At 64.3% G+C, this 22,482-nt stretch carries 22 protein-coding genes; 9 read left to right on the forward strand and 13 right to left on the reverse strand.

Translation table 11 applies throughout. The features are described 5' to 3' along the window. Positions 1–41: 41 nt before the first annotated feature. Both QMB55_RS00415 and QMB55_RS00420 read right to left on the reverse strand, forming a co-directional pair. On the reverse strand, positions 42–1,295 hold the full coding sequence (locus tag QMB55_RS00415) for a hydantoinase/carbamoylase family amidase (RefSeq protein ID WP_497586679.1): 1,254 nt from the start codon (positions 1,293–1,295) through the stop codon (positions 42–44). Then, complete coding sequence (locus QMB55_RS00420; RefSeq protein WP_497586680.1) at positions 1,292–1,471, reverse strand: hypothetical protein; 180 nt, start codon at positions 1,469–1,471, stop codon at positions 1,292–1,294. The genes QMB55_RS00415 and QMB55_RS00420 overlap by 4 nt, the downstream gene beginning before the upstream one ends. 157 nt (positions 1,472–1,628) lie before the next feature. On the opposite strand from QMB55_RS00420, the gene QMB55_RS00425 reads away from it, so the two are divergent. Further along, positions 1,629–2,579 (forward strand): LysR family transcriptional regulator, encoded by a 951-nt coding sequence (locus tag QMB55_RS00425; protein ID WP_497586681.1) that lies wholly within the window; start codon positions 1,629–1,631, stop codon positions 2,577–2,579. Positions 2,580–2,682: 103 nt separating this feature from the next. Here the strand turns inward: QMB55_RS00425 and mnmE are convergent, their stop codons facing one another. The 5 genes from mnmE to rpmH all read right to left on the reverse strand — a co-directional run bounded on the left by mnmE (position 2,683) and on the right by rpmH (position 6,562). Then, positions 2,683–4,038, reverse strand: a complete 1,356-nt coding sequence (gene mnmE / locus QMB55_RS00430) for a tRNA uridine-5-carboxymethylaminomethyl(34) synthesis GTPase MnmE (RefSeq protein WP_497586682.1) — start codon at positions 4,036–4,038, stop codon at positions 2,683–2,685. Between the two features lie 76 nt (positions 4,039–4,114). After that, positions 4,115–5,800, reverse strand: coding sequence for a membrane protein insertase YidC (gene yidC, locus QMB55_RS00435; RefSeq protein WP_497586683.1), 1,686 nt, complete (start codon positions 5,798–5,800; stop codon positions 4,115–4,117). Between the two features lie 21 nt (positions 5,801–5,821). Continuing rightward, positions 5,822–6,031, reverse strand: coding sequence for a membrane protein insertion efficiency factor YidD (gene yidD / locus QMB55_RS00440; RefSeq protein WP_497586684.1), 210 nt, complete (start codon positions 6,029–6,031; stop codon positions 5,822–5,824). Positions 6,032–6,035: 4 nt separating this feature from the next. After that, positions 6,036–6,401: a ribonuclease P protein component gene (gene rnpA, locus QMB55_RS00445; RefSeq protein WP_497586685.1), complete on the reverse strand. Its 366-nt coding sequence runs from the start codon at positions 6,399–6,401 to the stop codon at positions 6,036–6,038. 26 nt (positions 6,402–6,427) lie between these two features. After that, complete coding sequence (rpmH, locus tag QMB55_RS00450) at positions 6,428–6,562, reverse strand: 50S ribosomal protein L34 (protein WP_081444259.1); 135 nt, start codon at positions 6,560–6,562, stop codon at positions 6,428–6,430. A 283-nt stretch (positions 6,563–6,845) separates the two neighbouring features. On the opposite strand from rpmH, the gene dnaA reads away from it, so the two are divergent. The 5 genes from dnaA to QMB55_RS00475 all read left to right on the forward strand — a co-directional run bounded on the left by dnaA (position 6,846) and on the right by QMB55_RS00475 (position 14,048). Beyond that, a complete protein-coding gene (gene dnaA, locus QMB55_RS00455) occupies positions 6,846–8,312 on the forward strand; it encodes a chromosomal replication initiator protein DnaA (protein ID WP_497586686.1) in 1,467 nt (488 codons plus the stop codon). 209 nt (positions 8,313–8,521) lie between these two features. Next, on the forward strand, positions 8,522–9,634 hold the full coding sequence (gene dnaN, locus QMB55_RS00460; protein ID WP_497586687.1) for a DNA polymerase III subunit beta: 1,113 nt from the start codon (positions 8,522–8,524) through the stop codon (positions 9,632–9,634). A 60-nt stretch (positions 9,635–9,694) separates the two neighbouring features. Continuing rightward, entirely contained in the window at positions 9,695–12,178 is a 2,484-nt protein-coding gene (gene gyrB / locus QMB55_RS00465; protein ID WP_497586688.1) for a DNA topoisomerase (ATP-hydrolyzing) subunit B, read from the forward strand. Positions 12,179–12,481: 303 nt separating this feature from the next. Next, the gene (locus QMB55_RS00470; RefSeq protein WP_497586689.1) at positions 12,482–13,051 is read left to right on the forward strand and encodes a hypothetical protein; all 570 of its coding nucleotides are present in this window, start codon (positions 12,482–12,484) and stop codon (positions 13,049–13,051) included. Between the two features lie 112 nt (positions 13,052–13,163). After that, on the forward strand, positions 13,164–14,048 hold the full coding sequence (locus tag QMB55_RS00475; protein ID WP_497586690.1) for a DUF5677 domain-containing protein: 885 nt from the start codon (positions 13,164–13,166) through the stop codon (positions 14,046–14,048). A 269-nt stretch (positions 14,049–14,317) separates the two neighbouring features. On the opposite strand, the gene QMB55_RS00480 is transcribed toward QMB55_RS00475, so the two are convergent. The 5 genes from QMB55_RS00480 to QMB55_RS00500 all read right to left on the reverse strand — a co-directional run bounded on the left by QMB55_RS00480 (position 14,318) and on the right by QMB55_RS00500 (position 17,142). Next, the gene (locus QMB55_RS00480) at positions 14,318–15,031 is read right to left on the reverse strand and encodes a haloacid dehalogenase type II (protein ID WP_497586691.1); all 714 of its coding nucleotides are present in this window, start codon (positions 15,029–15,031) and stop codon (positions 14,318–14,320) included. A 37-nt stretch (positions 15,032–15,068) separates the two neighbouring features. Continuing rightward, on the reverse strand, positions 15,069–15,797 hold the full coding sequence (locus QMB55_RS00485; protein ID WP_497586692.1) for a cytochrome c biogenesis CcdA family protein: 729 nt from the start codon (positions 15,795–15,797) through the stop codon (positions 15,069–15,071). A 13-nt stretch (positions 15,798–15,810) separates the two neighbouring features. After that, a complete protein-coding gene (locus tag QMB55_RS00490) occupies positions 15,811–16,206 on the reverse strand; it encodes a thioredoxin family protein (RefSeq protein ID WP_497586693.1) in 396 nt (131 codons plus the stop codon). A 188-nt stretch (positions 16,207–16,394) separates the two neighbouring features. Next, on the reverse strand, positions 16,395–16,580 hold the full coding sequence (locus QMB55_RS00495; RefSeq protein WP_497586694.1) for an anti-sigma factor family protein: 186 nt from the start codon (positions 16,578–16,580) through the stop codon (positions 16,395–16,397). Position 16,581: 1 nt separating this feature from the next. Continuing rightward, positions 16,582–17,142: a sigma-70 family RNA polymerase sigma factor gene (locus tag QMB55_RS00500; protein ID WP_497586695.1), complete on the reverse strand. Its 561-nt coding sequence runs from the start codon at positions 17,140–17,142 to the stop codon at positions 16,582–16,584. A gap of 299 nt (positions 17,143–17,441) precedes the next feature. Here QMB55_RS00500 and QMB55_RS00505 point away from each other — a divergent pair, with 299 nt between their 5' ends. The 3 genes from QMB55_RS00505 (at position 17,442) to QMB55_RS00515 (ending at position 19,764) form a co-directional block, all read left to right on the forward strand. Continuing rightward, positions 17,442–18,170 (forward strand): pseudouridine synthase, encoded by a 729-nt coding sequence (locus QMB55_RS00505; protein WP_497586696.1) that lies wholly within the window; start codon positions 17,442–17,444, stop codon positions 18,168–18,170. A 282-nt stretch (positions 18,171–18,452) separates the two neighbouring features. Beyond that, positions 18,453–18,821: a DsrE/DsrF/TusD sulfur relay family protein gene (locus tag QMB55_RS00510; protein WP_497586697.1), complete on the forward strand. Its 369-nt coding sequence runs from the start codon at positions 18,453–18,455 to the stop codon at positions 18,819–18,821. A 10-nt stretch (positions 18,822–18,831) separates the two neighbouring features. After that, positions 18,832–19,764, forward strand: coding sequence for a hydrogen peroxide-inducible genes activator (locus QMB55_RS00515; RefSeq protein WP_497586698.1), 933 nt, complete (start codon positions 18,832–18,834; stop codon positions 19,762–19,764). Between the two features lie 92 nt (positions 19,765–19,856). On the opposite strand, the gene QMB55_RS00520 is transcribed toward QMB55_RS00515, so the two are convergent. Continuing rightward, positions 19,857–22,403 carry a DNA topoisomerase III gene (locus QMB55_RS00520; RefSeq protein WP_497586699.1) on the reverse strand — a complete coding sequence of 849 codons (2,547 nt, stop codon included), beginning with the start codon at positions 22,401–22,403 and terminating at the stop codon, positions 19,857–19,859. Positions 22,404–22,482: the final 79 nt, after the last annotated feature.

Here is a 22,482-nt window from a genome sequence, read left to right on the forward strand (position 1 = left end):
CTTGTATATCAAGAAATGCAAAGGATAATCCTGCTTGACGCTCAGGTCAAAGGATACGTTACGGCGTCGCAAAGGAGTTCGCAACCTTGAACGAAGTCGTCCAAACGCATTGCTTCGGCGGGGTTGTGCGAGCCGTTCTGGTTGCGGATGAAGAGCATGGCTGAAGGAATGCCCGCGTTGGAGAACACCGCCGCGTCGTGCCCGGCACCGCTCGGCACGTCTTCCAGCGTCAGGCCGCGCTGGCCGGCGCAGCGGCGCAGGGTCTCGCACCAGCCGGCGTCGAGCGAAGCCGGGGCGGTCACCACCTTGCGGTCGAATTCAAAGCGCACGCCCCGCGCCTGCTCGATCGCCGCGCATTCTTCACGCATCAGCGTGTAGAAGCGGTCCATCGTCTCGGCGTCCTGGCTGCGCACTTCGAAGCTGAAGTTCATTTCGCCGGGGATCACCGAAACCGCATGCGACTTGGGCGGCGTAGTGCAAATGCCGCTGGTCATCACCATGTCCATGCCCATCTGGAGCAGTACGCGCCAGTGGTCATCGAGTTTCGAGAGCAGGTCGGCCACGGCGAGGACGGCGTCCTTGCGCAACCAGCGCGGCACCGCGCCCGAATGCCCGGTTTCGCCCAGACAGCGAATCTGGTTGTGGCGGATGTTGCCGCGGATGCCGCTGACTACCGCCACTGGCCATTCCCGGGCGACCATCACCGGCCCCTGCTCGATGTGGAGTTCGAGGTAGGCGGCGACGTTGTGCGTTCCGATCTGGGACTGGCCGGCGCGCACGAGGTCCATGTTCACCCCTGCCGCCGCCATGGCGTCGGCGAGCGTTCCCTGGCCGCTGCGGTGCTTGGCCGCCAGTTCGGTTTCACCGAGTTGGCCGAAGAGCGCGAGCGAACCGATGTAGGCCTTGCCGTACCAGGCGCTTTCTTCGGCGCGCATGGCCAGCACGCGCACCGGGCGCGGCGGCTTGAGGCCGCGGCGGCGGATTTCGTCGAGCACGGCGACGCCGGCGACGACGCCGGCCAGGCCGTCGAAATTACCGCCCTGCGGCACCGAGTCGACGTGCGAGCCGATCAGCGAGCACGCGCCCTGGCCGTCGTCTTCGGGCAGGCGCAGCCACAAGTTCTGCAGCGCATCGCGCTCGCTGTGCAGGCCGAGTTTTTGAGCTTCGGCTTCGAGAAGGCGAAGCGCGGTTTCTTCGCCAGCGCCGAAGGCTTCGCGGGTGACTCCTTGCGTATCGCGCGTGGCTTCGGCGATCTCGGCAAAGAGGCGGGTGGACAGTTCGAGCATCTGACTCATGCGCCGACCCCCCCCTGAGTGAGCGAGCTTTCGCTGCCGGCGATGGCCGCGAGGCCACCTGCAGCGGCGACGCTGGAGGTTTCGAATGACGGCTGGCGCGAGGCGGCGCGGATGGCGCCGACGTCGACCCAGCAGGATTGCGCGCGATGGCGCGTTTGGTTTGCGGTCAACTGCATATGCACTGCTCCTTGTAAAAAGGCGGGCGCGCCGCGGCGCGACATGCCTGCACTTTAGAGCGCAAAACGGCAAGCTACCAGCGGCAATTCGCCGCACGAGGGTTTCCAAAACGCGAAAGCTCTTCGCCGGCAAGGCGCAGGCTGTTACCATGCCGCCATGCACAATCAGGCTTTACTCGCTCCCCTGCGCAGCTTCGTGCGCCAGCTCGACCTCGCTTCGCTCGACCTTTTCGTCCTGATCTGCCAGACGGGCAGCATCGGTGCTGCGGCCGAGCAGGGGCAGCTGGCCATCTCCTCGGTCAGCAAGCGCATCAAGGAACTTGAGAACGCCGTGCACACGCCTTTGCTGGTGCGCCATGCGCGCGGCGTAGTGCCGACGCCGGCCGGCGAATGCCTGCTGCGGCACGCGCAGGAACTGTTGCTCGGCGTCGAACGCCTGCGCGGCGAACTCGAGGAATATGCACAAGGTGTTTCCGGCCACGTCACCGTTTATGCCAGTGCTTCGGCGGTCGAGCAGTTCCTGGCTGCCGAGCTGGCGAGCTTTGCCCGCCGCAATCCCGAAATTTCGGTCGACCTCTCGCAGCGCACCAGCCAGGAAGTCCTGCAGGCCGTGCGCGGTGGCTTGGCCGACCTCGGGTTTGCCGACGCGCACGACGACATGCACGACATCGAGAGTCGGCCCTATCGCGAAGAACAGCTGGTGCTCGTGGTTCCGCGCCAGCATCCGCTGGCTGGGCAGCACGAGGTCAGTTTTGCGCGCGCGTTGGACAACGACCTGATCGGCCTGCGCGGCAGCAGCACCATTCAGCGCCTGCTCGAACAGGCGGCCAGCGAGGCCGGCCGGGTCATCCGCCAGCGGATCAAGGTGGCCAGTCTGAGCGCCTTGTGTCGCATGGTCGAGAGCGGCTTGGGCATCGCGGTCATGCCGCGGGGGGTGCTGTGCGAACAGGCGCGCAGGGCGCAGCTCTGCGCGGTCAGCCTGAGCGACCGCTGGGCGGTGCGCGAACTGCGCGTCTACGCCAAGCGTTTCGACGTGCTCTCGCCGCCAGCGCTGCGTTTCCTCGAGCACTGCCAGGGCGAAGCCGAGCGCGGCCGCAAGGCCCGCTGAACGGCGCCTGCAGGCATCTGCTGCGCCAAGTAAAAAGCCCGCTGGCGCGGGCTTGAAAACGGCGTGTGGCGGCCTTCCGAGCCAGTCGGGAAGGGCCTTCGCTTTATTTTCCGATGCAAAACCGCCCGAAAATCTCGCCCAAAAGGTCGTCGGCGGTGAATTCGCCGGTGATCGTGCCCAGGTGCTGCTGGGCCAAGCGCAGCTCTTCGGCAAACAGCTCCAGTTGCGGCAGTTGGGCGCGGGCGAGGGCGATGTGTTCGCGCGTTGCGGCCAGCGCCCGCAGGTGGCGTTCGCGAGCGATGAAAACGTTTTCCTGCGGTTGCCAGCCGGCGATGCGCAAGAGTTCCTGCCGCAGCAGGTCGATCCCGGCACCGGTGTGCGCCGAGAGGGCGATGCCGACCGTGGCATGCCCGGCAACGTTTTCTTCCTGGCGCGACGGTGCTTGACCGGCAAGGTCGATCTTATTGTGTACGGTCAGCCGGGCGATGCCCGGCGGCAGGCGTTCGAGGATCGCGCGTTCGGCGTCGCCGATGCCGTGTTGGGCGTCGACCAGCAGCACGACCACGTCGGCCCGCTCGATCTCGCGCCAGGTACGCTCGATCCCTAAGCGCTCGACTTCGTCGTCGGTGGCGCGCAGGCCGGCGGTGTCGATGACGTGCAGCGGGATGCCCTCGATCTGCAGCGTGCCGCGCACCACGTCGCGGGTGGTGCCGGCGACCGGGGTGACGATGGCCAGTTCGTCGCCGGCCAGGCAGTTGAGCAGGCTGGACTTGCCGACGTTGGGCTGCCCGACCAGGACGACGTGCAAACCGCCTTGCAGCAGGCGGCCCTGGCGGGCGCGGGCGAAGACTTCGCCCAGGCGGGCATCGAGCCGATCGAGGCGGCCGAAGGCGTTGGCGGCTTCGAGGAAATCGACTTCTTCCTCAGGAAAATCGAGCGTCGCTTCGACCAGTGCGCGCAACTCGGTCAGTTCGGCCTGCAGGCCGCCGATCTCGCGCGAGAAGTCGCCTTGCAACGAGCGCACGGCGCTGCGTGCGGCCGCGCCCGTCGAGGCGTCGATCAGGTCGGCGACGGCCTCGGCCTGAGCCAGGTCGAGCTTGCCGTTCAGGAAGGCGCGGCGGGTGAATTCGCCGGGTTCGGCGAGGCGTGCGCCGAGGTCGAGGCAGCGGCCGAGCAGTTGCTGCATCACCACCGGGCCGCCGTGCCCCTGGAGTTCGAGCACGTCCTCGCCGGTGAAGGAGTGCGGCGCCGGGAAGTGGAGGACGAGGCCGCTGTCGATCGGCTCGCCGTCGGCGGCCTTGAAGCGGGCCAGCGTCGCCACGCGCGGCGCCGGGCATTTGCCGCACAGCGTTTCGGCCAGCGGCAGCAGGGCCGGGCCGGAGAGGCGGATGACGCCGACCCCCCCGCGTCCGGGCGGGGTGGCGATGGCGGCGATGGTGTCGGAATTCTGGAGGTTCATGGTAAAAGCGCCCGGAGCGGCGAGCCGTCCGGGCGCTGGATCAGAGTCGGGTTACGTTAAGCCCGGTCAGGCCCGCTTAGGCCTTCTCGTCGTTGGCCGCCTTGTTGCCGCCTTCGATCATCCGCGTGATCTGCCACTGCTGGGCGATCGACAGGACGTTGTTCACGATCCAGTACAGCACCAGGCCGGCCGGGAAGAAGAAGAACATCGCGCCGAAGGCGAAAGGCATGATCATCATGACCTTGGCCTGGATGGGATCGGGCGGCGTCGGGTTGAGCTTGGTCTGGATCAGCATGGTGGCGACCATGATCACCGGCAGGACGTAGTAGGGGTCCTGCGAGGAGAGGTCGGTGATCCACAGGACCCACGGTGCGTCGCGCATTTCGACGGCCCCGAGCAGCGCCCAGTAGAGGGCGATGAACACCGGAATCTGGATCGCGATCGGCAGGCAGCCGCCGAGCGGGTTGATCTTCTCGCTCTTGTATAGCGCCATCATCTCGACGTTGAGCTTCTGCTTGTCGTCGCCGCAGCGTTCGCGTAGCGCCTGCAGGCGCGGGGTGATCGCCTTCATCTTGGCCATCGACTTGTAGCTGGCGGCCGAGAGCGGGAAGAACAGCAGCTTGATGCCGATGGTCAGCAGCACGATCGCCCAGCCCCAGTTGCCGACCATCTTGTGGATCAGCTCCAGACACCAGAAGATCGGCGCGGCGACGATGGTCAGCCAGCCGTAGTCGACGACCAGCGGCAGGCCGACGGCGCCGATGCCGCCGTTCGCTGCGGGCTTGGCGAGTTGCTCGAGCGCCGACTGGATCTGCGGGCCGGCGTAGAGGTGAACGGTCTGCTTGGCCGTGGTACCCGGAGCGACAGCGGGGGTCGGCACGACGACGCCCGCGGCAACCGCCGGCGTGGTGCCGTCGATCTTGCGCGTGTAGTACTCGCGCGCCAGCTTTTCCTGCGGAATCCAGGCCGAAACGAAGTAGTGCTGGATCATCGCCACCCAGCCGTTATCGGCCTTGGCGTTGAACTTGGCTTTGCCCTTCTCGATGTCCGAGAAGCTGATCTTCTGGAACTTCTCCTGCTCGGTGAAGACGGCCGGGCCGGTGTAGGTGCTGACCATGCTGCTTTCGCCTTCCGGCGCGGCGGTGTCGCGTTGCAGCTGGTAGTAGGCGTAGGGCGCGAGTTCCTTCTGGCCGCCGTTCTCGATCTCGTAGCTGACGTCGATCAGGTAGCTGCCACGGGTGAAGGTGTAGACCTTGGCGACCTTGACGCCGTCGTGCGCCGGGGCTTCGAGGCGCAGCTGAACGCTCTTGGCGTCGCCAGCGAGTTCACGCGCGCCGGCCTTGGCGACGAACAGGGTCTTGTGGTTCGGCAGACCGTCACCGATCAGGCCGCTCTGCGCCACGTACTGGTGCTTGCCTTCGAAGAGCTTGAACTGCTCGGCCTTGTTCTTGAGCGCCTTGTAGTTGTTCAGTTCGAGGCTGACGAGGTCGCCGCCCTGGGTCGACACTTCGGCGACGAAGAGGTCGGTCGCGATGCGGACGATCTCGCCCTTGCCCGTGGCGGGCAGGGTCGGCACCGCGGCCGAGCCGACGGCTGCGCCGGTTGCGGCCGGCGTGCCCGGTACCTGGGTGCTGCTCGGCGCGGCGACGGCGGCCTCGGTGGCCGGGGGTGCCGGCGGCTGGTTGTATTTCTGCCACGCGTCCCAGAGGACGAACACGGAGAATGAGAAGACGAAAAGAAGTAACAGGCGTCGGTTGTCCATGTACGGCCTACCAGATTGTTTTCAGGGAACGGGATCAAAACCACCCGGATTCCAGGGGTGGCAGCGGAAAATGCGGCGAAGGCCGAGCGCAGTGCCCTTGAGCGCCCCGTATTTCTCGACGGCCTCGGCCGTATATTCGGAACAGCTCGGAAAGAAACGGCAGCGGCTCCCCAAAAAGGGGCTGATCGCGTATTTATAGCAGCGGATCAGGGCGAGCAGCAGTCGTTTCATGGGCTCAACGTGCGGGTGAAGACAATTTGCCCAACAGGCCTCGGATTTCCTTGGCCAGTGCGCGTCGGTCCAGCGCTTCCGGACGGATCGCCAGGCGCAAGACCAGATCGCGCGCGGGCAACTGGGGGCGCAGCAGACGGAAGCTTTCACGGATCAGGCGGCGGACGAGATTGCGATCGACGGCGCGTTTGAGGAAACGCTTGGCGATGATCAGCCCGAGCCGGGCGTGTTGCGCTTCATCTGCCGCCCGAAGGCGGTAATGTAGCAGGAAATGACGGCTCTTTATCGCCTTCCTGAAACCAAAAACGGATGAATAATCATCCGTTTTGGTCAGGCGATACGTTCTCGGGAAGGCGGCGCCTGCGGGCACCGGGCGATCCCTGGGCGGCTGGTCGATCAAACGGCCAGACGATGACGACCCTTGGCACGACGAGCGCGAATCACGGCACGACCGCCACGGGTAGACATGCGAACGAGGAAGCCATGCGTGCGCTTGCGACGGACGACGGACGGTTGATAAGTGCGTTTCATGGTTAAACCCTTGAAGTCATTGCGAAGTAAACGCGCAATTAGACATGCGCGCGCGGGCTGTTGTCAAGTCTAAATTTTTCCCTTGGCTGTGGATAACTTCGGGATGAACGGGTAAAATTCCCCCTCTTGGCGTTGGCAAACGCGCGCGGGCACTCAGTCGCCCCTCCGCGACGGCTGCGCCCGCACTGCATGAGCGCCCCCGGGCGCAAGACAAACCCGGTGAAGACGCGCGTGCGGCGCTCGACACTAAACCGTTCCGTTGCCGGAACCTGATGCCCGACGTATGAGTGGTTTTTGGACAGCCTGCCTGAGCCAGTTCGAACAGGAACTGCCGCCTCAGCAATTCAACACCTGGATCCGCCCCTTGCAACTTGAGGGGGAGGACGACTTCGCCAATGGCTTGCGCCTGCTGGCGCCCAATGGCTTCATCCTGAAATGGGTGCGCGAGCGCTATCTGGCGCGCATCGAGGAGTTCGGTTGCGCCTATTTCGACGCGCCGGTCACCGTGTCCTTGCAGCTCGGCGGGCGTGCCCCCGCGCCGCAGGCCGTGGCTGCACCCGCAGCGTCCCCGCAGCGTCCGCTGGCGGCCGCTCCGGTGTCTGCGCCGGCCCCGGCCAGCAGCTACGCCGCGCCCATGGCGCAGCTGGCCTCTGCGCCAACGCAAGCTCCCGCCCCGCGCCCCGCGCCGGCGGCACGCGGCAATGAGCGTGAGCGCTCACAATACGAAAAATCGCGGTTGATTCCCGGCTTCACCTTCGACAACCTGATTGTCGGTAAGGCCAACGACCTGGCCCGCGCGGCGTCGGTGCAAGTCGCCCTCAACCCGGGCGGCGCGGCGTACAACCCGATGTTCATCTACGGCGGCGCCGGCCTGGGCAAGACCCACTTGATCCACGCCATCGGCAACCACATCCTGCACAACATGCCGGAGAAGGTGGTGCGCTACGTGCACGCCGAGGATTACTACTCCGACGTGGTTCGCGCCTACCAGACCAAATCCTTCGACGCGTTCAAGCGCTACTACCGTTCGCTCGACGTGCTGCTGCTGGACGACGTGCAGTTCTTTAACGGCAAGAACCGCACGCAGGAAGAATTCTTCTTCGTCTTCAACGCCCTGATCGAAGCGCGCAAGCAGATCGTGATCAGCTGCGACACCTATCCGAAGGATATTTCGGGCCTCGAAGACCGCCTGATCACCCGCTTCGACTGGGGGCTGACGGTGCAGATCGAGCCGCCCGAGATGGAAATGCGGGTCGCCATTCTGAAGAAGAAGGCCGAGGTCGAGAACGTCGAGCTGAACGACGAGGTGGCGTTCTACATCGCCAAGCACCTGCGCTCCAACGTGCGCGAGCTCGAAGGCGCGCTCAAGAAGGTGCTCGCCTACGCCTCCTTCCACGGCCGCCCGATCGAGATGGATCTGGCCAAGGAAGCGCTCAAAGACCTGATCGGCGCGGTGAACCGCCAGATCACCGTCGAGAACATCCAGAAGACCGTCGCCGACTACTTCAAGATCAAGGTTGCCGACCTCTATTCGAAGAAGCGGACCCGCCAGATCGCCCGGCCTCGCCAGGTGGCGATGTGGCTGGCCAAGCAATTGACGTCCCAGAGCTACCCGTCGATTGGCGAAGCCTTTGGCGGGCGCGACCACACCACCGTACTGCACGCCGTGCGCACCATCGAAAGCCTGCGCGCCAAGGACAACGAGTTGAACCACGACGTGCACGTCCTGCTCCAGGTGCTCAAGGGCTAGGCGGCATGGACAAAGGGCTGAACAGGCTGTGGACAAGGCGTGGGCAGTTGCCGAAGAATGTGGGTGTGGACAACTTGCCCAGTTTCATCCACAGCACTATCCCGGGGTTTTGAGCTTGCGTTTTTGCGATTCAACCATTTGATAATAAAAGATAAACCAGATACATCCACAGAGTTGTTTCCGAGTTATCAATAGAGGACTTCATATATATGGTTCTTATTAAAACCCACCGTGATGCGCTGCTGGCGCCGTTGCAATCGGTTTCGGGCATCGTCGAGAAACGGCATACGCTGCCGATCCTCTCCAACGTCCTGCTCGAGAAAAAGGGCGAACAACTGACCCTGCTGGCGACCGACATCGAAATCCAGATCACCACGACGACCCACGGCGCCCAGGGCGACGGCGACGGCGCGGTGACGGTGGGGGCGCGCAAGCTGCAGGACATCCTGCGCTCGCTGCCGGACAGCGCCGAAATCTCGCTCAACCTCGAAGACAAGCGCCTGCTGGTGCGCGCCGGCAAGAGCCGGTTCACGCTGCAGACCCTGCCGGCGGAAGACTTCCCGCGCATGGCGACGGTCGAATCCGACCTCAAAACGATCACCGTCACCCAGCGCCAGTTCCGTCATCTCCTGGCGCAGACGCAGTTCGCCATGGCCGCGCAGGACGTGCGCTACTACCTCAACGGCCTGCTGCTGCTGGTCGACGGCGGCGAGCTGCGCGCCGTGGCCACTGATGGCCACCGCCTGGCCTTCGCCTGCATGCCGCTCGACGGCGAAGCGCTCGACGGCCGGCACGAGCTGATCCTGCCGCGCAAGACGGTGCTTGAACTCAACCGTCTGCTGGCCGACAGCGACGAGCCGCTGACCATTCGCCTGGCGGCCAACCAGATCCACTTCCAGTTCGGTCACATCAACCTCGTCTCCAAGCTGATCGACGGCAAGTTCCCCGACTACGAGCGGGTCATCCCGAGCAGCCTGAAGAACTCGGTGACGCTCAACCGCCAGCTGTTCCTGCAGTCGATGGTGCGCGCGGCGATCCTGACCAACGAAAAATTCCGCGGCGTGCGCCTGGTGCTCATCGACGGCAGCCTGAAGATCATGGCCGCCAACGCCGAGCAGGAAGAAGCGCAGGAAGAACTCGAAGTCGATTACCGCGGCGATTCGATCGACGTCGGCTTCAACGTCAGCTACCTGCTCGACGTCCTCAACAACACCTCGGCCGAGAATGTCGAATGGCGCTTCAACGACGCCAATTCGAGCGCGCTGCTGCTCGTGCCGGGCAACGACCGCTTCAAGTACGTCGTGATGCCGATGCGCATCTAAGGACCGAAATCGGGCAGGACGCATGACTTTGTTTCACCTGGAACACAATTCGGATCGAGCATGAGTGAACTGAACGGCCAGCCGGCCTACGACGAATCGAGCATTCAGCAACTGGAAGGCCTGGAGGCTGTGCGCAAGCGGCCGGGGATGTACATCGGCGACACCTCTGATGGCACCGGCCTGCACCACATGGTCTTCGAGGTCGTCGATAACGCGATCGACGAGGCGCTGGCCGGGCATTGCGACGACATCGTGATCACCATCCACGCCGACAACTCGATCTCGGTGGCCGACAACGGCCGCGGCATTCCGACCGGCATCAAGTTCGACGACAAGCACGAGCCGCGCCGTTCGGCGGCCGAAATCGTGATGTGCGTGCTGCACGCCGGCGGCAAGTTCAACCAGAACTCGTACAAAGTCTCCGGCGGCCTGCACGGCGTCGGCGTCTCCTGCGTCAACGCGCTCTCCAAGTGGCTGCGCCTCACCGTCCGCCGCGACGGCAAGAAGCACTTCATGGAGTTCAACCGCGGGCACGCCGTCAATCGCGTGCTTGAGATGCAGAACGGCGTCGAAGTCTCGCCGCTCAAGATCATCGGCGACACCGAAAAGCGCGGCACCGAAGTGCACTTCCTCGCCGACGAAGAAATCTTCGGCACCGTCGAGTTCCACTACGAAATCCTCGCCAAGCGTCTGCGCGAGCTGTCCTTCCTCAACAACGGGGTCAAGATCCGCCTCGTCGACCAGCGCACCGGCAAGGAAGACGACTTCGCCTTCGCCGGCGGGGTCAAGGGCTTCGTCGACTACATCAACCGTGCCAAGACCGTGCTCCACCCGAGCGTGTTCTACTCCTCCGGCGAGAGCACGGTGCCGACCGGCGCGACGATCAGCGTCGAAGTCGCGATGCAGTGGAACGACACCTACGCCGAGCAGGTGCTGTGCTTCACCAACAACATCCCGCAATCTGACGGCGGCACGCACTTGACCGGCCTGCGCGCAGCGATGACGCGGGTGATCAACAAGTACATCGAAGAAAACGAGATTGCCAAGAAAGCCAAGGTCGACATCACCGGCGACGACATGCGCGAAGGCCTCGCCTGCGTGCTCTCGGTCAAGATGCCCGACCCCAAGTTCGCCTCGCAGACCAAGATGAAGCTCGTTTCGAGCGAAGCGCGCCCGGCGGTTGAAGAAGTCGTCGCTGCCAAGCTCGCCGAATTCCTCGCCGAGCGCCCGGCCGACGCCAAGGTCATCACCGGCAAGATCGTCGAAGCCGCCCGCGCCCGCGACGCCGCCCGCAAGGCGCGCGAAATGACGCGCCGCAAGGGCCTGCTCGACGGCGTGGGCCTGCCCGGCAAGCTCGCCGACTGCCAGGAGAAAGACCCGGCGCTGTGCGAACTCTACCTCGTCGAGGGTGACTCCGCCGGCGGTTCCGCCAAGCAGGGCCGCGACCGCAAGTTCCAGGCCATCCTGCCGCTCAAGGGCAAGATCCTCAACGTCGAGAAGGCGCGCTTTGACAAGCTCATCGCCTCGCAAGAAATCGCCACCCTGATCACCGCGCTCGGCACCGGCATCGGCAAGGACGAATACAAGCCCGAAAAGCTGCGCTACCACCGCCTGATCATCATGACCGACGCGGACGTCGACGGCGCGCACATCCGCACCCTGCTGCTCACCTTCTTCTACCGCCAGATGCCCGAGCTGGTCGAAGGCGGGCACATCTACATCGCCCAGCCGCCGCTCTACAAGGTCAAGCACGGCAAGACCGAGCGCTACATCAAGGACGACCAGGCGCTCAACCAGTTCATGCTCAGCCTGGCGCTTGACGAAGCCGTGCTGGTGCCCAAGTCCGGCGCTGAGCCGATCAGCGGCCCCGCGCTTGAAGCCCTGGCGCGCGACTACCTGCTCGCCGAAGCCGTCATCAACCGCCTGAGCCATCTCGTTGACCCCGCCGTGCTGCACGCCGCCGTCGAACACAACCTCGAACTCAGGCTCGACGACGAAGCCACCGCGCACGCCACCGCCAGCGCCATGATGCGTGCGTTGAACAGCAACGGCAGCGCGCGCGAGGACATCATGGTCCTCGCCCACTTCGACGCCGTGCAGGAAACCTGGCAGATGCGCGTCGAGAAGATGCACCACGGCAACCTCAAGGTGGGCGTGCTCGACGACGACTTCGTCCTCTCCGCCGACTACGCCCAACTGCGCAAAACCGCGCAAACGCTCTCCGGCCTCTTCGGCCCCGGCGGCACCGTCAAGCGCGGCGAGAAGAAGCAGGCCGTCGCCAACTTCGCCGACACCATGCACTGGCTGCTCAATGAAGTCGAACGCGGCGTCAGCAAGCAGCGCTACAAAGGGCTGGGCGAAATGAACCCCGAACAGCTCTGGGAAACGACCATGGACCCCAACGTCCGCCGCTTGCTCAAGGTGCAAGTCGAAGACGCCATCAGCGCCGACGAAATCTTCACCACCCTGATGGGCGAGCTCGTGGAACCCCGCCGCCAGTTCATCGAATCGAACGCCCTGGCGGCGCGGAACATCGACGTGTAATGAGGTTTAGCGCGATTGAATGAGAAAAGCCGACCCCAACGGGTCGGCTTTTTTGTTGGTGTGGTGCGATGTAAAAGGGCTTTTTTCGGCCAGGAGCTGACTTTGGCGTTCTTTTCCTAAAGCGGACTTTTAGTGCGAGGGCAAAAGTGACGTCGCCGGCAAACAGCCGAGACAATATCCATAAGAAAAAGTGACGGTGGTCCCATAAGGTTCACTCCTGTAAGGAATCACGTCGGTGTAATGCAAGTGGTGTTAGTGAAACCTTAAACGTCCGATTTTTCATCTACGAATAGATGCATCATCATGCATGAGAACATTCTCTTACTATCCGACCTAAGCTATGACGTAGGGTTAATTGGTTTCGCTGAATATTTGGAGCGCCAAGCCATTGCGAATTGGATTTCCTCATCTGGCTCGACCTTGCCAGATCCACGATTGCTTTCAAATGAAGAGGAAAAACGCTCCGAAACCCGAGAGACGCCTCATATAGATATGGGTTCAGTGGGAAGCGGATCGTCTGTTAATGGGGAAGATGCTGAGGACAAAAATCATTGGCCGCAGTTTCTGGCCTTCAATAAGTGGTTGTTTACTTTAGGCGACAAAGACTGCTACCCGTCTGTGCCGCATGGGCATTTACACAAGAAAACCAGAGGATGGCCGAAGCTAAATCCTTACACCGGGCGAGTATTTTCTGACGTACACCAGGAAGATGTTAGCTCCCGATTGAACAAGGCAGCAATGAAGTCGTTATGGAACGACTCTGACTTTGTTGAGTTCTGCCGAAAACAAGTTCTGTGGTATAGCCGATTTGCGCCTGAGTATGGCTTCCCAGGAGCCAGATTTGGCAAGCTTCACTTTCCACGCTGGCGCTAACCATGTCTAACATGGCGCTCAACCTCGCCCCCTTCGGTCGCTGGGCGCTGCGCGATAAAGCCGCGCAGCGCCGGGTAGCTCTACGTTGGGCATCATTACTTGGTTGCTCGTAATGGATACCGAAGAACTCCCGCTCCTTGATGGGCTGCGTGGCTTGGCAATGCTCCAGCAGGAATTTCTTCGTCTTGCGCTTTTCGTCGCGTCCGAAGGCCCTGCAACCTTTGAAGGGGAAAAGTTAACTTGTACGCTTGGTGACGGACAACGGCGCACAAGTACGTTTCTGGCGATGGCTGCAGGTCAGTCACTTGAAACGTTGTTACATATGGCGAAACTTCGCGGCATCCCGGTTCGAGATGCGTATCCGGTCGCTAGATCGGCAATCGAATCCTTCGTAAATGCCAGTTACCTCTTGGCCGAATCAGACAACGTGGCTGCACGAGCCATCCGGTACATCGACTTTGCTGCTTGGCGTCACCACAATAGGAAATTTGGGAGCGGTGAGTTCTCGATTGAAGTTCGCTCCGACCCTGATCCCCAGGCCACGCTCACGCAGGAGTATCCCGAGTTCAGTGGTAAGGGCAACGGCTCGTGGACTAGCCTCGATGTGCCTAGCCGCATAAGGAGAGTTGGCGAATTAGCTGGCCGGCGATCTGGGTCACGCCTGCTTGCAGCTTATGGTCTGATCTACTCTCTTTCATCCGAGATCATTCACGGATCTCCCTTCGGTGCAAGCTACTTCTATTCGGCGCATTTGAAGGGCGAACGAACTACTGAGGCATTTCAAGCCGCAACTGTGAATCATCTGGAAGAGATATTCATCAGCGTGCTGCACGCTGGTTGCGGTTACCTTGCTGCATTCTTTGGGCATCAGAACATGAGAGCGCCATCGAACGCAGAGGAAATGATATTTGCGCGGCTCCTAGAGTTGAGTACGAAGCCGTCTTCTTCATTTCCGCCATCCATGCCGCAAGCGGCTGACACTGAGGGTGAGCAATAAAATGCAGCCCAACCCATCACTCCACAGGACCTGCGCAAAAAGCCGCGCAGGCCGGTGAATTCAGAAGTTGAATGTCCGGTTTTCCGGTCAGGCTTCTTCCGCTTAGGGTCGAATGCTGACGCTAGAGCGTCGTGCGGACGGATTTTTGTTTCGCCGCCAAGCGATTTTTCTCCGTAGCCACCGGCCCACGATCAAGCATTCATGCGCCCTCCAGCCCGGCTGCAGGCCGCGCCGAATGGCGCTTCCAGCCCGGTGCGCCGCGGTAAGGCCTATGCGAGCAGGCCCACCAGTTCTTCGAGGCTGGCGAGGGTGTGGTCGGGGGCGGCGCCGAGGCGTTCGGGCGGGACGTGGCGGCGGTTGATCCAGAAGGTTTGCAGGCCGCAGGCTTGGGCGCCGCTGATGTCCCAGCCGTTGGCGGAGACGAAGCCCAGGCGCTCGGGCGGCAGGCCCAGGCGTTTGGCGGCGTGACGGTAGACGCGCGGGCTGGGCTTGTAGATGCGCAGGGCGTCGACGCTGAGGATGGTGCTGAAGGCGGTGTTCAGCCCGGCGTGGGCGACGACGGCGGCGAGCATGGCGGGCGTGCCGTTGGAGAGGATGGCGCAGGGGCGGCCGGGGCCGCCAGGGCGGGCGCTCAGGGCGGCGAGCGCGGCGGGCACTTCGGCGAACACGGGCAGGCGGCGGTAGGCGTCGACCAGGCGGGCCGTTTGCGTGCTCGAGAGCGGCAAGGCGAGCGTGGCGCAGGCGTGGGCGAGGGCGTCGGCGGTGATGCGCTCGAAGTCGGCGTAGCGGCCCATCAGGCTGCGCAGCCAGGTGTATTCGAGCTGGGTGCCGCGCCAGAGGGCGCTGACGGCGGCGCCCTGGCCGGGCCAGTCGGCTTCGCACCGGGCGGTCAGCGCCTGCACATCGAAGAGGGTGCCGTAGGCGTCGAAGACGAGGGCGTCGACGCTGGGGCGAGAGGCTGGCGTCGTTTGCGTGGTATCCATGCTGCTTTCCTTGCCGTGGGCCGTGCGGCCCGCCAAATCAGATCGAGGTGGTCAGCCGCACCAGCCAGTCCGGGGCGTGCTGCAGCACCCAGGCTTCGAAGGTTTTGTCGACGCCGCTCAGGATCAAGACGCCGATGAGCAGCATGAAGGCGCCGAGCACCTGCTTGCCGCGTTGGCCGGCGAGGTTGAGTTTCTGGCGCGCTTTGGCGAGCGCTTGGCGCGAGAGCCGGCCGAGGACGACGAGCGGGAAGCCCGCGCCGAGGCCGAAAACGGCCATCAGCAGGGTGACCTGGCCGAGGCTTTGCCCCTGGCTGGCGAGGGTGATCGCGGCGCCGAGGGTGGGGCCCACGCAGGGGCTCCAGACGATGCCGAGCAGGCCGCCGAGCATGAACTGCCCGCCGAGGCCGTCAAAGCGGAATCTGGCCATGAAATTCTGTCCCGCGTCCGAGACGCCCGAGGTCGCCCGTGCAAAGCCCGCTTGCAGTGTGCTGGAAAGCAAGAGGACGCCGAAGGCGATCAGCAGCAGGGCGCCGACCGTGCGCAGCGAAGCTGCGTCGAGCCCGACGGCGTGCCCGAGGCTGGCCACCAGCACGCCGACCGCTGTGAACGAGAGGGCGAGGCCGCCGGCCAGGGCGTACGGCCCGTAGCGATGCGAGCCGACGGCGGTGCCCAGAAGGATGGGCACCAGCGGGAGCACGCAGGGCGAGAGGGTCGAGAGGTTGCCGGCGACGAAGGCCAGCCCGTAGGACGCGGGACCGAATTCCATGATGGTTGCCGCCTTACATCATCGACTTTTTGAGCAGCGCGGCGATGCTGTCCTTCTTGGTTTCGCCCGTCGAGCGGCCGACTTCCTTGCCGTTCTTGTAGACGATCAGCGTGCTTTGCATCGTGGCCTTGAACATCTTCACGGCGTCTTTTTGCGTGTCGAAGTTCACGCGCACGAGTTTGAAGTCTTTGAACTCGGGCATCGACAGCAGTTCGTCGATGATCGGCGCCTGCGCCTTGCAGGTCGGGCACCAGTCGGCGTGGATGCTGACGAGGGTGGGCTTGCCTTCTTTTTGCAGCATCTCGAAGGACTTCATGTCGTAAGCCATGGGCTCCATCATGGAGGCGGCGAAGGCCTGGCCGGCGACGAAGGCGACGAGCAGGAAGAAGGAGGTGATGAGTTTGCGCATGGTTGGATCTCCAATCAAAGGTTGAGGGTGTTGCTCCCTTTAGTCGGACGATCCGGGGATTCCTTACAACTTTTTTGCGCGCGTCTGAAAAAACCGGCGAGCCCGGCGGCGCGGGCAGGCGCAGCCACTCGCGCCGGTTTAGGGCGGAGGCGTGGCCGCTGCGGGCAGGGCGAGGCGGAAGGGAAGGGCTACGGCTCTTTGGGCGGATTGCCGCGCCGGGCCGTGGCGCGGCGCAGGAAAGCCATCTGCGCGTTGAAGCTGCGGCAGCCTCGGCAGAGCAGGAGGTGCAGGCGCAGGCGCAGGCTTTCGACGCGGCCGAGCGGCCGGTCTTGCGCTTGTGACATCAACTCCGTGGCTTCCTTGCAATTGAGCATTTCAGGTCTTTCCTTGGAACCATTGGCTTTCGAGGCAGAGGCGCAGGGCCATCCGCGCGCGGTGCAGGATCACCCAGCAATTGGACGCGGAGAGCGCCAGTTCCTTACAGATTTCGTCGGTCTCGAAGCCGAGAAACTCGCGCATCATGAAAACGCGCGCGGTGTTGCTCGGCAGGCGTTCGAGGCAGGCGTCGAAGACGCGCCAGAACTGCGCGTCTTCCAGCGACTGTTCGGGGTCACCCCAGCTGGCCGGGCGCTCGCTCGGCTTCCAGTGCCGGCGTTCGTCGAAGAGGGCGTCGAAGGCGTCGTCGGGAATTTCGTCGTCGTAGACGTTGAGCGTGGGTTCGCGGACGCGCTGGCGGATGTGGTCGACGATCTTGTTCTTGAGGATGGCGAAGGTCCAGGTCTTGGCCTGCGCCTTGCCCGCGAACGTGCCCGCCGCGGCGAGGGCGGCGGCGAGGGTTTCCTGCACCGCATCTTCTGCCGCCGCGTCGTCGCGCAGTTGCAGGCGGGCGAAGCGGAGCAGGTCATGGCGGAATCCGGCGAGTTCTTCTGGGGTCAAGCGGGCCTCGCGGCGGGGTCAAGGGAGCGTCGGGTGCTGCGCTGCGCGAACGCCTGTGGATTGTGCCACGCGCGGGCGCTTGGCCGCCAGTCGCGTGTTTCACGTGAAACACGCGGGCGGGATGGCTCAGGCCGACGTCGACGTTTCACGTGAAACCATCGCGCGCGGTGGAGAAGCCCGGGGATAAGGGGTGGATAAAGACCTGGATGAAGACCCGGAAAGCGCGTTCGCGGTGCTTGGTTCGCCGGCCGTCTTCTGCGATCATCGCGTCCTCGAATGAACCGGATGGGGGCCGCACCATGAGCAAAATGAACGTCGAACGCCTGCTGGCGGGGCAGGGCTTTGGCAGCCGGCGCGAGTGCCGCGGGATGCTGCTCGCCGGGCGCGTGGCCTTTGCCGGCGTCGTCTGCGACGACCCGGGGGCCGAGGTCGAGGCCGTCGATGGCTTGCCCTTCAGCGTGGATGGCGTGGCGTGGGAATACCGTGCGCGCGCCTATCTGGTGCTGCACAAGCCGGCGGATTACGAGTGTTCGCTGCGCCCGGCGCATTACCCCGGTGTGCATCGCCTGCTGCCGCCGCAACTGACGGCGCGCGGTGTACAGCCGGTCGGCCGACTCGACGCCGACACCACCGGGCTGCTGCTCTTTTCCGACGACGGTCAGTTCATCCACACCTACACCTCGCCGAAGAAGAAGGTGCCCAAGGTCTATGAGGCGACGGTCAAGCACCCGCTCGATGCGGCGCAATGCGCGGCCCTGCTTGCTGGCGTGCAGCTTAACGACGAGCCGGCGCCGATTGCCGCCAAGGCGTGCGCCATCCTCGGCGAACACCGGCTCGAACTGACCGTCACCGAAGGTAAATACCACCTCGTCAAACGCATGGTCGCGGCGGCGGGCAACCGCGTCGAGGCGCTGCACCGTCGCGCCGTCGGGAATTTCGAGCTGCCGGCCGACTTGGCGCCGGGCGAGTGGCGCTGGCTCTCGGACGCCGATCTGGCGGCGCTGGCCGGCGGGCGCGACGCCGACTGAGCCTTCCTGCGCGGCGCTTGTCTGGCGCCTCTGTCAAAGTGGGGCTGGGTTGTGGTGCGCGCGCAGGCTGTTCCCCCCACATGTTCGCAGCGTTGGCGGGGGAGGGGGCTCGCGTCGCAGCGCCCATGCGACGTGTCGTGAGGCCAGCGGGGTGCGGGCTACGGCCGGCCTGGAGACCGCATCGGGCGGTCGTTCCAAGGCCGTGCCCCTGTGCGCCGCACGCCGAAACTGGGCGCGGGCGGCGCGCTCTGTTATTCTCGAAGGCCTCCGTTCGAGCGAGGAATGTCCGCCATGCAAAGCATCCTGATCATCGTTCATGCGCCGCCCTACGGGAGCGAGCGCATGCTGAGCGCGCTGCGTCTGGCGACGGCGCTGACCGGCCAGGAGTCGGAGCGCGTCGATCTGCGCCTGTTCATGATGTCCGACGCGGTGAGCGTCGGCCTGCCCGGGCAGGCCGGGGCCGAGGCTGGTGGCGGCTTGCAGCAGATGCTCGAAGCGCTGGTCGAGCGCGGGGTGGAGATTCGTCTCTGCCGCACCTGCGCGCTGGCCCGCGGCATCGCCGAGGCGCCGCTGATCGCCGGGGTCGAGATTGGCACCTTGCCCGAGCTGGCGCAATGGACCATCGATGCCGACAAGGTCATCACCTTCTGATCGCACCGCGATGACCCTGACCGAACTCCGCTACATCGTGACCCTGGCGCGCGAACGTCATTTCGGGCGCGCCGCCGAAAAATGCAACGTCAGCCAGCCGACGCTCTCGGTGGCGCTCAAAAAATTCGAGCAGCGCTACGGCGCCTTGCTCTTCGAGCGCACCTCGACCGAAGTCCGCCTGACGCCGATCGGCGAGCAGGTGGCCAAACAGGCCGAGCGCGTGCTCGAAGAGGCGGTCAAGGTGAAGGAGCTGGCCGAGCAGGGGCGCGACCCGCTGGTTGGCGCGCTTCGCCTGGGTGCGATCTACACCGTCGCGCCGTACCTGTTGCCGCGCCTCATCCCCGCGCTGCATGCGCGTGCGCCGCGGATGCCGCTCTACCTGCAGGAAAACTACACGCACCGGCTCGCCGAATTGCTCCGCAGCGGCGAGCTCGACGTGATCGTCGTCGCCGAGCCCTTTGTCGAACCGGGCATCGTGACCCGCGCCGTCTACGACGAGCCCTTTACCCTGGCCGTGCCGCAGGAGCACCGCTTGGCGGGCAAGACGCCGCTCGGCGTCGAGGCGCTGGAAAACGAAAAACTGCTGCTGCTCGGCACCGGCAACTGCTTCCGAGATCAGGTGGTGCAGGCCTGCGCGGCGAGAAAAACGAAGGATGCGGGCGAGGACGGCGGCGCTCAGCCGACGCCGGAAGGCAGCTCGCTGGAAACGATCCGCCACATGGTCGCGAGTGGCGCCGGGGTTTCGGTCGTCCCCGCCTCGGCGGCACACGCCTGGCAGCGCCAGGGCGACGCCCTGCTGTGCCTGCGCCCCTTCGGTAAACCGGCGCCGCAGCGGCGCATCGTGCTCGCCTGGCGGGTGAGTTTTCCCCGCCCGCAAGCCATCGACGCCGTGCGTGCAGCGATACTCGACGCGCTGCCGGAAGGTGTTTTGCCGCTGAAGTGAGGGTTGCCGAGAGAGTGTTTCACGTGAAACACCCATGAAAAAACGGCCGCAATTGCGGCCGTTTTCTTTGCGCAGGACTCTTTCCGGCTACATCAGGCTTTCTTGGCAGCGGGCTTCTTGGCCGCAGGCTTGGCACCGGCTTTGGCCTTGGGCTCGCGCTTCTCGAACTCGAAGCCGACCTTGCCTTCGGCGTTGCGCACCAGGAAGGCGGAGAACTTGCGGTTGGTGCGCGAGGAGACGAAGTCCTTGAGCAGGTCGGTGCGGCCGTCGACCAGCAGCTTGCTCATCTGTTCGTGGCTGACGCTCTGTTGCAGGATGACCTTGCCCGAACGGAAATCGCAGCTGCGCTCCGGGCCGACCGATTTTTCGCAGACGTAGGACATGCCATGCTCGAAGACGCGGGCCTGACACTTCGGGCACGCGCCCAGCGATTCCTGGCCGGAAAAGTCGACCGGCTCGTCGGCGCCTTCGCTGTTGCTGCCCTGGCCGAAGTCGAACTCGGGCTGGTTGTTGTCGTTGAGCTTGATCAGTGCGGTGAACGGGCGCCCCATCTTGTTGCGGAAGCCGGTCAGCGGGCCGATCTTGCGCTCGGTGAGCAGGGTCTCGATTTCCTCGGGTTCGAACTGCCGCCCGGCAACGATCTTCCAAAGTGAGAAGTCGCAGGACTGGCACTGGAATTTCTTGTACGTCTCCTTGATCAACCCGCCGCATTTGGGGCAGGGCGAGACGAGTTCGCCGAAATCGCCGGGGATGGTGTCGCTGTCGTAGCTCTTGGCGCGTTCGACGATGTTCTGCGTCATCGCCGAGATTTCGGTCATGAAGGCGGCCCGCGACATCTCGCCACGCTCCATGCGCGCCAGCTTCCACTCCCATTCCCCGGTCAGTTCGGGCGAGGTGAGCGAGGCGATGCCCAGGCCGTTGAGCAGCGTCATCAGCGAGAAAGCCTTGGCCGTTGGCATCAGGTCACGGCCTTCGCGGTGCAGGTACTGTTCGCCGAGGAGGTTTTCGATGATCTGCGCGCGGGTGGCCGGCGTGCCGAGACCGCGGCCGGCCATCGCGGCCTTGAGTTCTTCGTCGTCGACCATCTTGCCCGCGCCTTCCATGGCCGAGAGCAGCGTCGCTTCGCTGTAGCGGGGGGGCGGACGGGTCGCCGAGGCGGCGAGCTGGACGTCGTCGGTGCGCACGCGTTCCCCGGATTTGACCGGGACGAGGTTGCCCTCGTCACCGTCCTGACCTTCGCGGCCGTATACCGCCAGCCAGCCCGGGTTCACCAGCACCTTGCCTTCGGTCTTGAACGGCTCGCCTTCGACGCGGGTGATGCGCGTGGTGACGAGGTGTTCAGCCGCCGGGTAGAAGACCGCGAGGAAGCGCTTGACGACCATGTCGTAGAGCTTCTGCTCGGGCTCGGAAAGGTGCTTGGGCGCCTGCAGCGTGGGGATGATGGCGAAGTGGTCGGAGATCTTGGCGTTGTTGAAGATCCGCTTGTTGGGGACGACCCACTGGCGAGCCAGGATCTGGTGCGCAAAAGGCGAGTAGCGCGAAAGGATGGTCTCGTCGTGGCCCTTGCCGGCACCTTCGCCAGTGAGCATGCGCAGGGTGTCCTTGACCGTGCCAAGGTAGTCTTCGGGCAGGGCGCGGGCGTCGGTCCGCGGGTAGGTCAGGACCTTGTGTTTTTCGTACAGCGCCTGGGCGAGGCCCAGTGTGGCCTTGGCCGAGAAGCCGAAGCGGCTGTTGGCCTCGCGCTGGAGGCTGGTGAGGTCGTAAAGCAGCGGCGAGAGCTGGGTCGAGGGCTTGGATTCCTCGCTCACCTGGCCGAGCTGCCCGGCGCACTTGGCGGCCAGCGCTTGGGCGCGGGCTTCGTCCCAGAGACGGTCGGCGCGCAGGTGTTCTTCTTCCTCCGACTTGCCCTTGCTGAAGTTCTCGTCGAACCACTTGCCGGTGTATTCGCCACCGGCGCAGGCGAAGGTGGCGGCGACTTCCCAGTAGGCGCGCGGGTTGAACTTGCGGATCTTGTCCTCGCGTTCAACGATCAGCGCCAGGGTCGGGGTCTGCACGCGGCCGACGGTGGTCAGGTGGAAACCGCCGGTCTTGGAGTTGAAGGCGGTCATCGCGCGCGTGCCGTTGATGCCGACCAGCCAGTCGGCTTCGGAACGGCAGACGGCGGCATCGGCGAGGCCGCGCATTTCGGTGCCCGGGCGCAGGGCGTTGAAGCCGTCGCGGATGGCCTGCGGCGTCATCGACTGCAGCCACAGACGCTCGACCGGCTTGCCGCTCTTGGCGTGCTGCACAATGTAATTGAAGATCAGCTCGCCTTCGCGGCCCGCGTCGCAGGCGTTCACCAGGCTGCCGACGTCCTTGCGCTTGATCAGCCGGGTCAGGAGCTTCAAGCGCGACTCGCTCTTGGCGATCGGCGCCAGGTCGAAGTGCGGCGGGATGACCGGCAGGTGGGCGAAGGACCATTTGCCGCGCTTGACTTCGTATTCTTCGGGACAGGCCAGTTCGAGCAGGTGGCCGACGGCCGAGCAGATCACCTGGTCTTCGCTCTCGAAGTAGTCGTCATGCTTGGTGAAGCCGCCGAGCGCGCGCGCGATGTCCGCGGCGACGGAGGGTTTCTCGGCGATGATCAGCTGTTTGCTCATGGCAGGTGCGTGGAGCTCGATGGGTCAATGATTGGTGGGCCTTGGGTCGGGGCGGAAGCCGCCCGGGGCAAGGGTGCGC

It is taken from the genome of Propionivibrio sp., assembly GCF_041441355.1.
GTDB lineage: Bacteria > Pseudomonadota > Gammaproteobacteria > Burkholderiales > Rhodocyclaceae > Propionivibrio.

What these genes read in the sequence shown, in the direction of transcription:
- QMB55_RS00415 (WP_497586679.1), bottom strand. Translation starts at nt 1,295, where the DNA reads ATGAGTCAGATGCTCGAACTGTCCACCCGCCTCTTTGCCGAGATCGCC.
- QMB55_RS00420 (WP_497586680.1), bottom strand. Translation starts at nt 1,471, where the DNA reads ATGCAGTTGACCGCAAACCAAACGCGCCATCGCGCGCAATCCTGCTGG.
- QMB55_RS00425 (WP_497586681.1), top strand. Translation starts at nt 1,629, where the DNA reads ATGCACAATCAGGCTTTACTCGCTCCCCTGCGCAGCTTCGTGCGCCAG.
- mnmE (WP_497586682.1), bottom strand. Translation starts at nt 4,038, where the DNA reads ATGAACCTCCAGAATTCCGACACCATCGCCGCCATCGCCACCCCGCCC.
- yidC (WP_497586683.1), bottom strand. Translation starts at nt 5,800, where the DNA reads ATGGACAACCGACGCCTGTTACTTCTTTTCGTCTTCTCATTCTCCGTG.
- yidD (WP_497586684.1), bottom strand. Translation starts at nt 6,031, where the DNA reads ATGAAACGACTGCTGCTCGCCCTGATCCGCTGCTATAAATACGCGATC.
- rpmH (WP_081444259.1), bottom strand. Translation starts at nt 6,562, where the DNA reads ATGAAACGCACTTATCAACCGTCCGTCGTCCGTCGCAAGCGCACGCAT.
- dnaA (WP_497586686.1), top strand. Translation starts at nt 6,846, where the DNA reads ATGAGTGGTTTTTGGACAGCCTGCCTGAGCCAGTTCGAACAGGAACTG.
- dnaN (WP_497586687.1), top strand. Translation starts at nt 8,522, where the DNA reads ATGGTTCTTATTAAAACCCACCGTGATGCGCTGCTGGCGCCGTTGCAA.
- gyrB (WP_497586688.1), top strand. Translation starts at nt 9,695, where the DNA reads ATGAGTGAACTGAACGGCCAGCCGGCCTACGACGAATCGAGCATTCAG.
- QMB55_RS00470 (WP_497586689.1), top strand. Translation starts at nt 12,482, where the DNA reads ATGCATGAGAACATTCTCTTACTATCCGACCTAAGCTATGACGTAGGG.
- QMB55_RS00475 (WP_497586690.1), top strand. Translation starts at nt 13,164, where the DNA reads ATGGATACCGAAGAACTCCCGCTCCTTGATGGGCTGCGTGGCTTGGCA.
- QMB55_RS00480 (WP_497586691.1), bottom strand. Translation starts at nt 15,031, where the DNA reads ATGGATACCACGCAAACGACGCCAGCCTCTCGCCCCAGCGTCGACGCC.
- QMB55_RS00485 (WP_497586692.1), bottom strand. Translation starts at nt 15,797, where the DNA reads ATGGAATTCGGTCCCGCGTCCTACGGGCTGGCCTTCGTCGCCGGCAAC.
- QMB55_RS00490 (WP_497586693.1), bottom strand. Translation starts at nt 16,206, where the DNA reads ATGCGCAAACTCATCACCTCCTTCTTCCTGCTCGTCGCCTTCGTCGCC.
- QMB55_RS00495 (WP_497586694.1), bottom strand. Translation starts at nt 16,580, where the DNA reads ATGCTCAATTGCAAGGAAGCCACGGAGTTGATGTCACAAGCGCAAGAC.
- QMB55_RS00505 (WP_497586696.1), top strand. Translation starts at nt 17,442, where the DNA reads ATGAGCAAAATGAACGTCGAACGCCTGCTGGCGGGGCAGGGCTTTGGC.
- QMB55_RS00510 (WP_497586697.1), top strand. Translation starts at nt 18,453, where the DNA reads ATGTCCGCCATGCAAAGCATCCTGATCATCGTTCATGCGCCGCCCTAC.
- QMB55_RS00515 (WP_497586698.1), top strand. Translation starts at nt 18,832, where the DNA reads ATGACCCTGACCGAACTCCGCTACATCGTGACCCTGGCGCGCGAACGT.
- QMB55_RS00520 (WP_497586699.1), bottom strand. Translation starts at nt 22,403, where the DNA reads ATGAGCAAACAGCTGATCATCGCCGAGAAACCCTCCGTCGCCGCGGAC.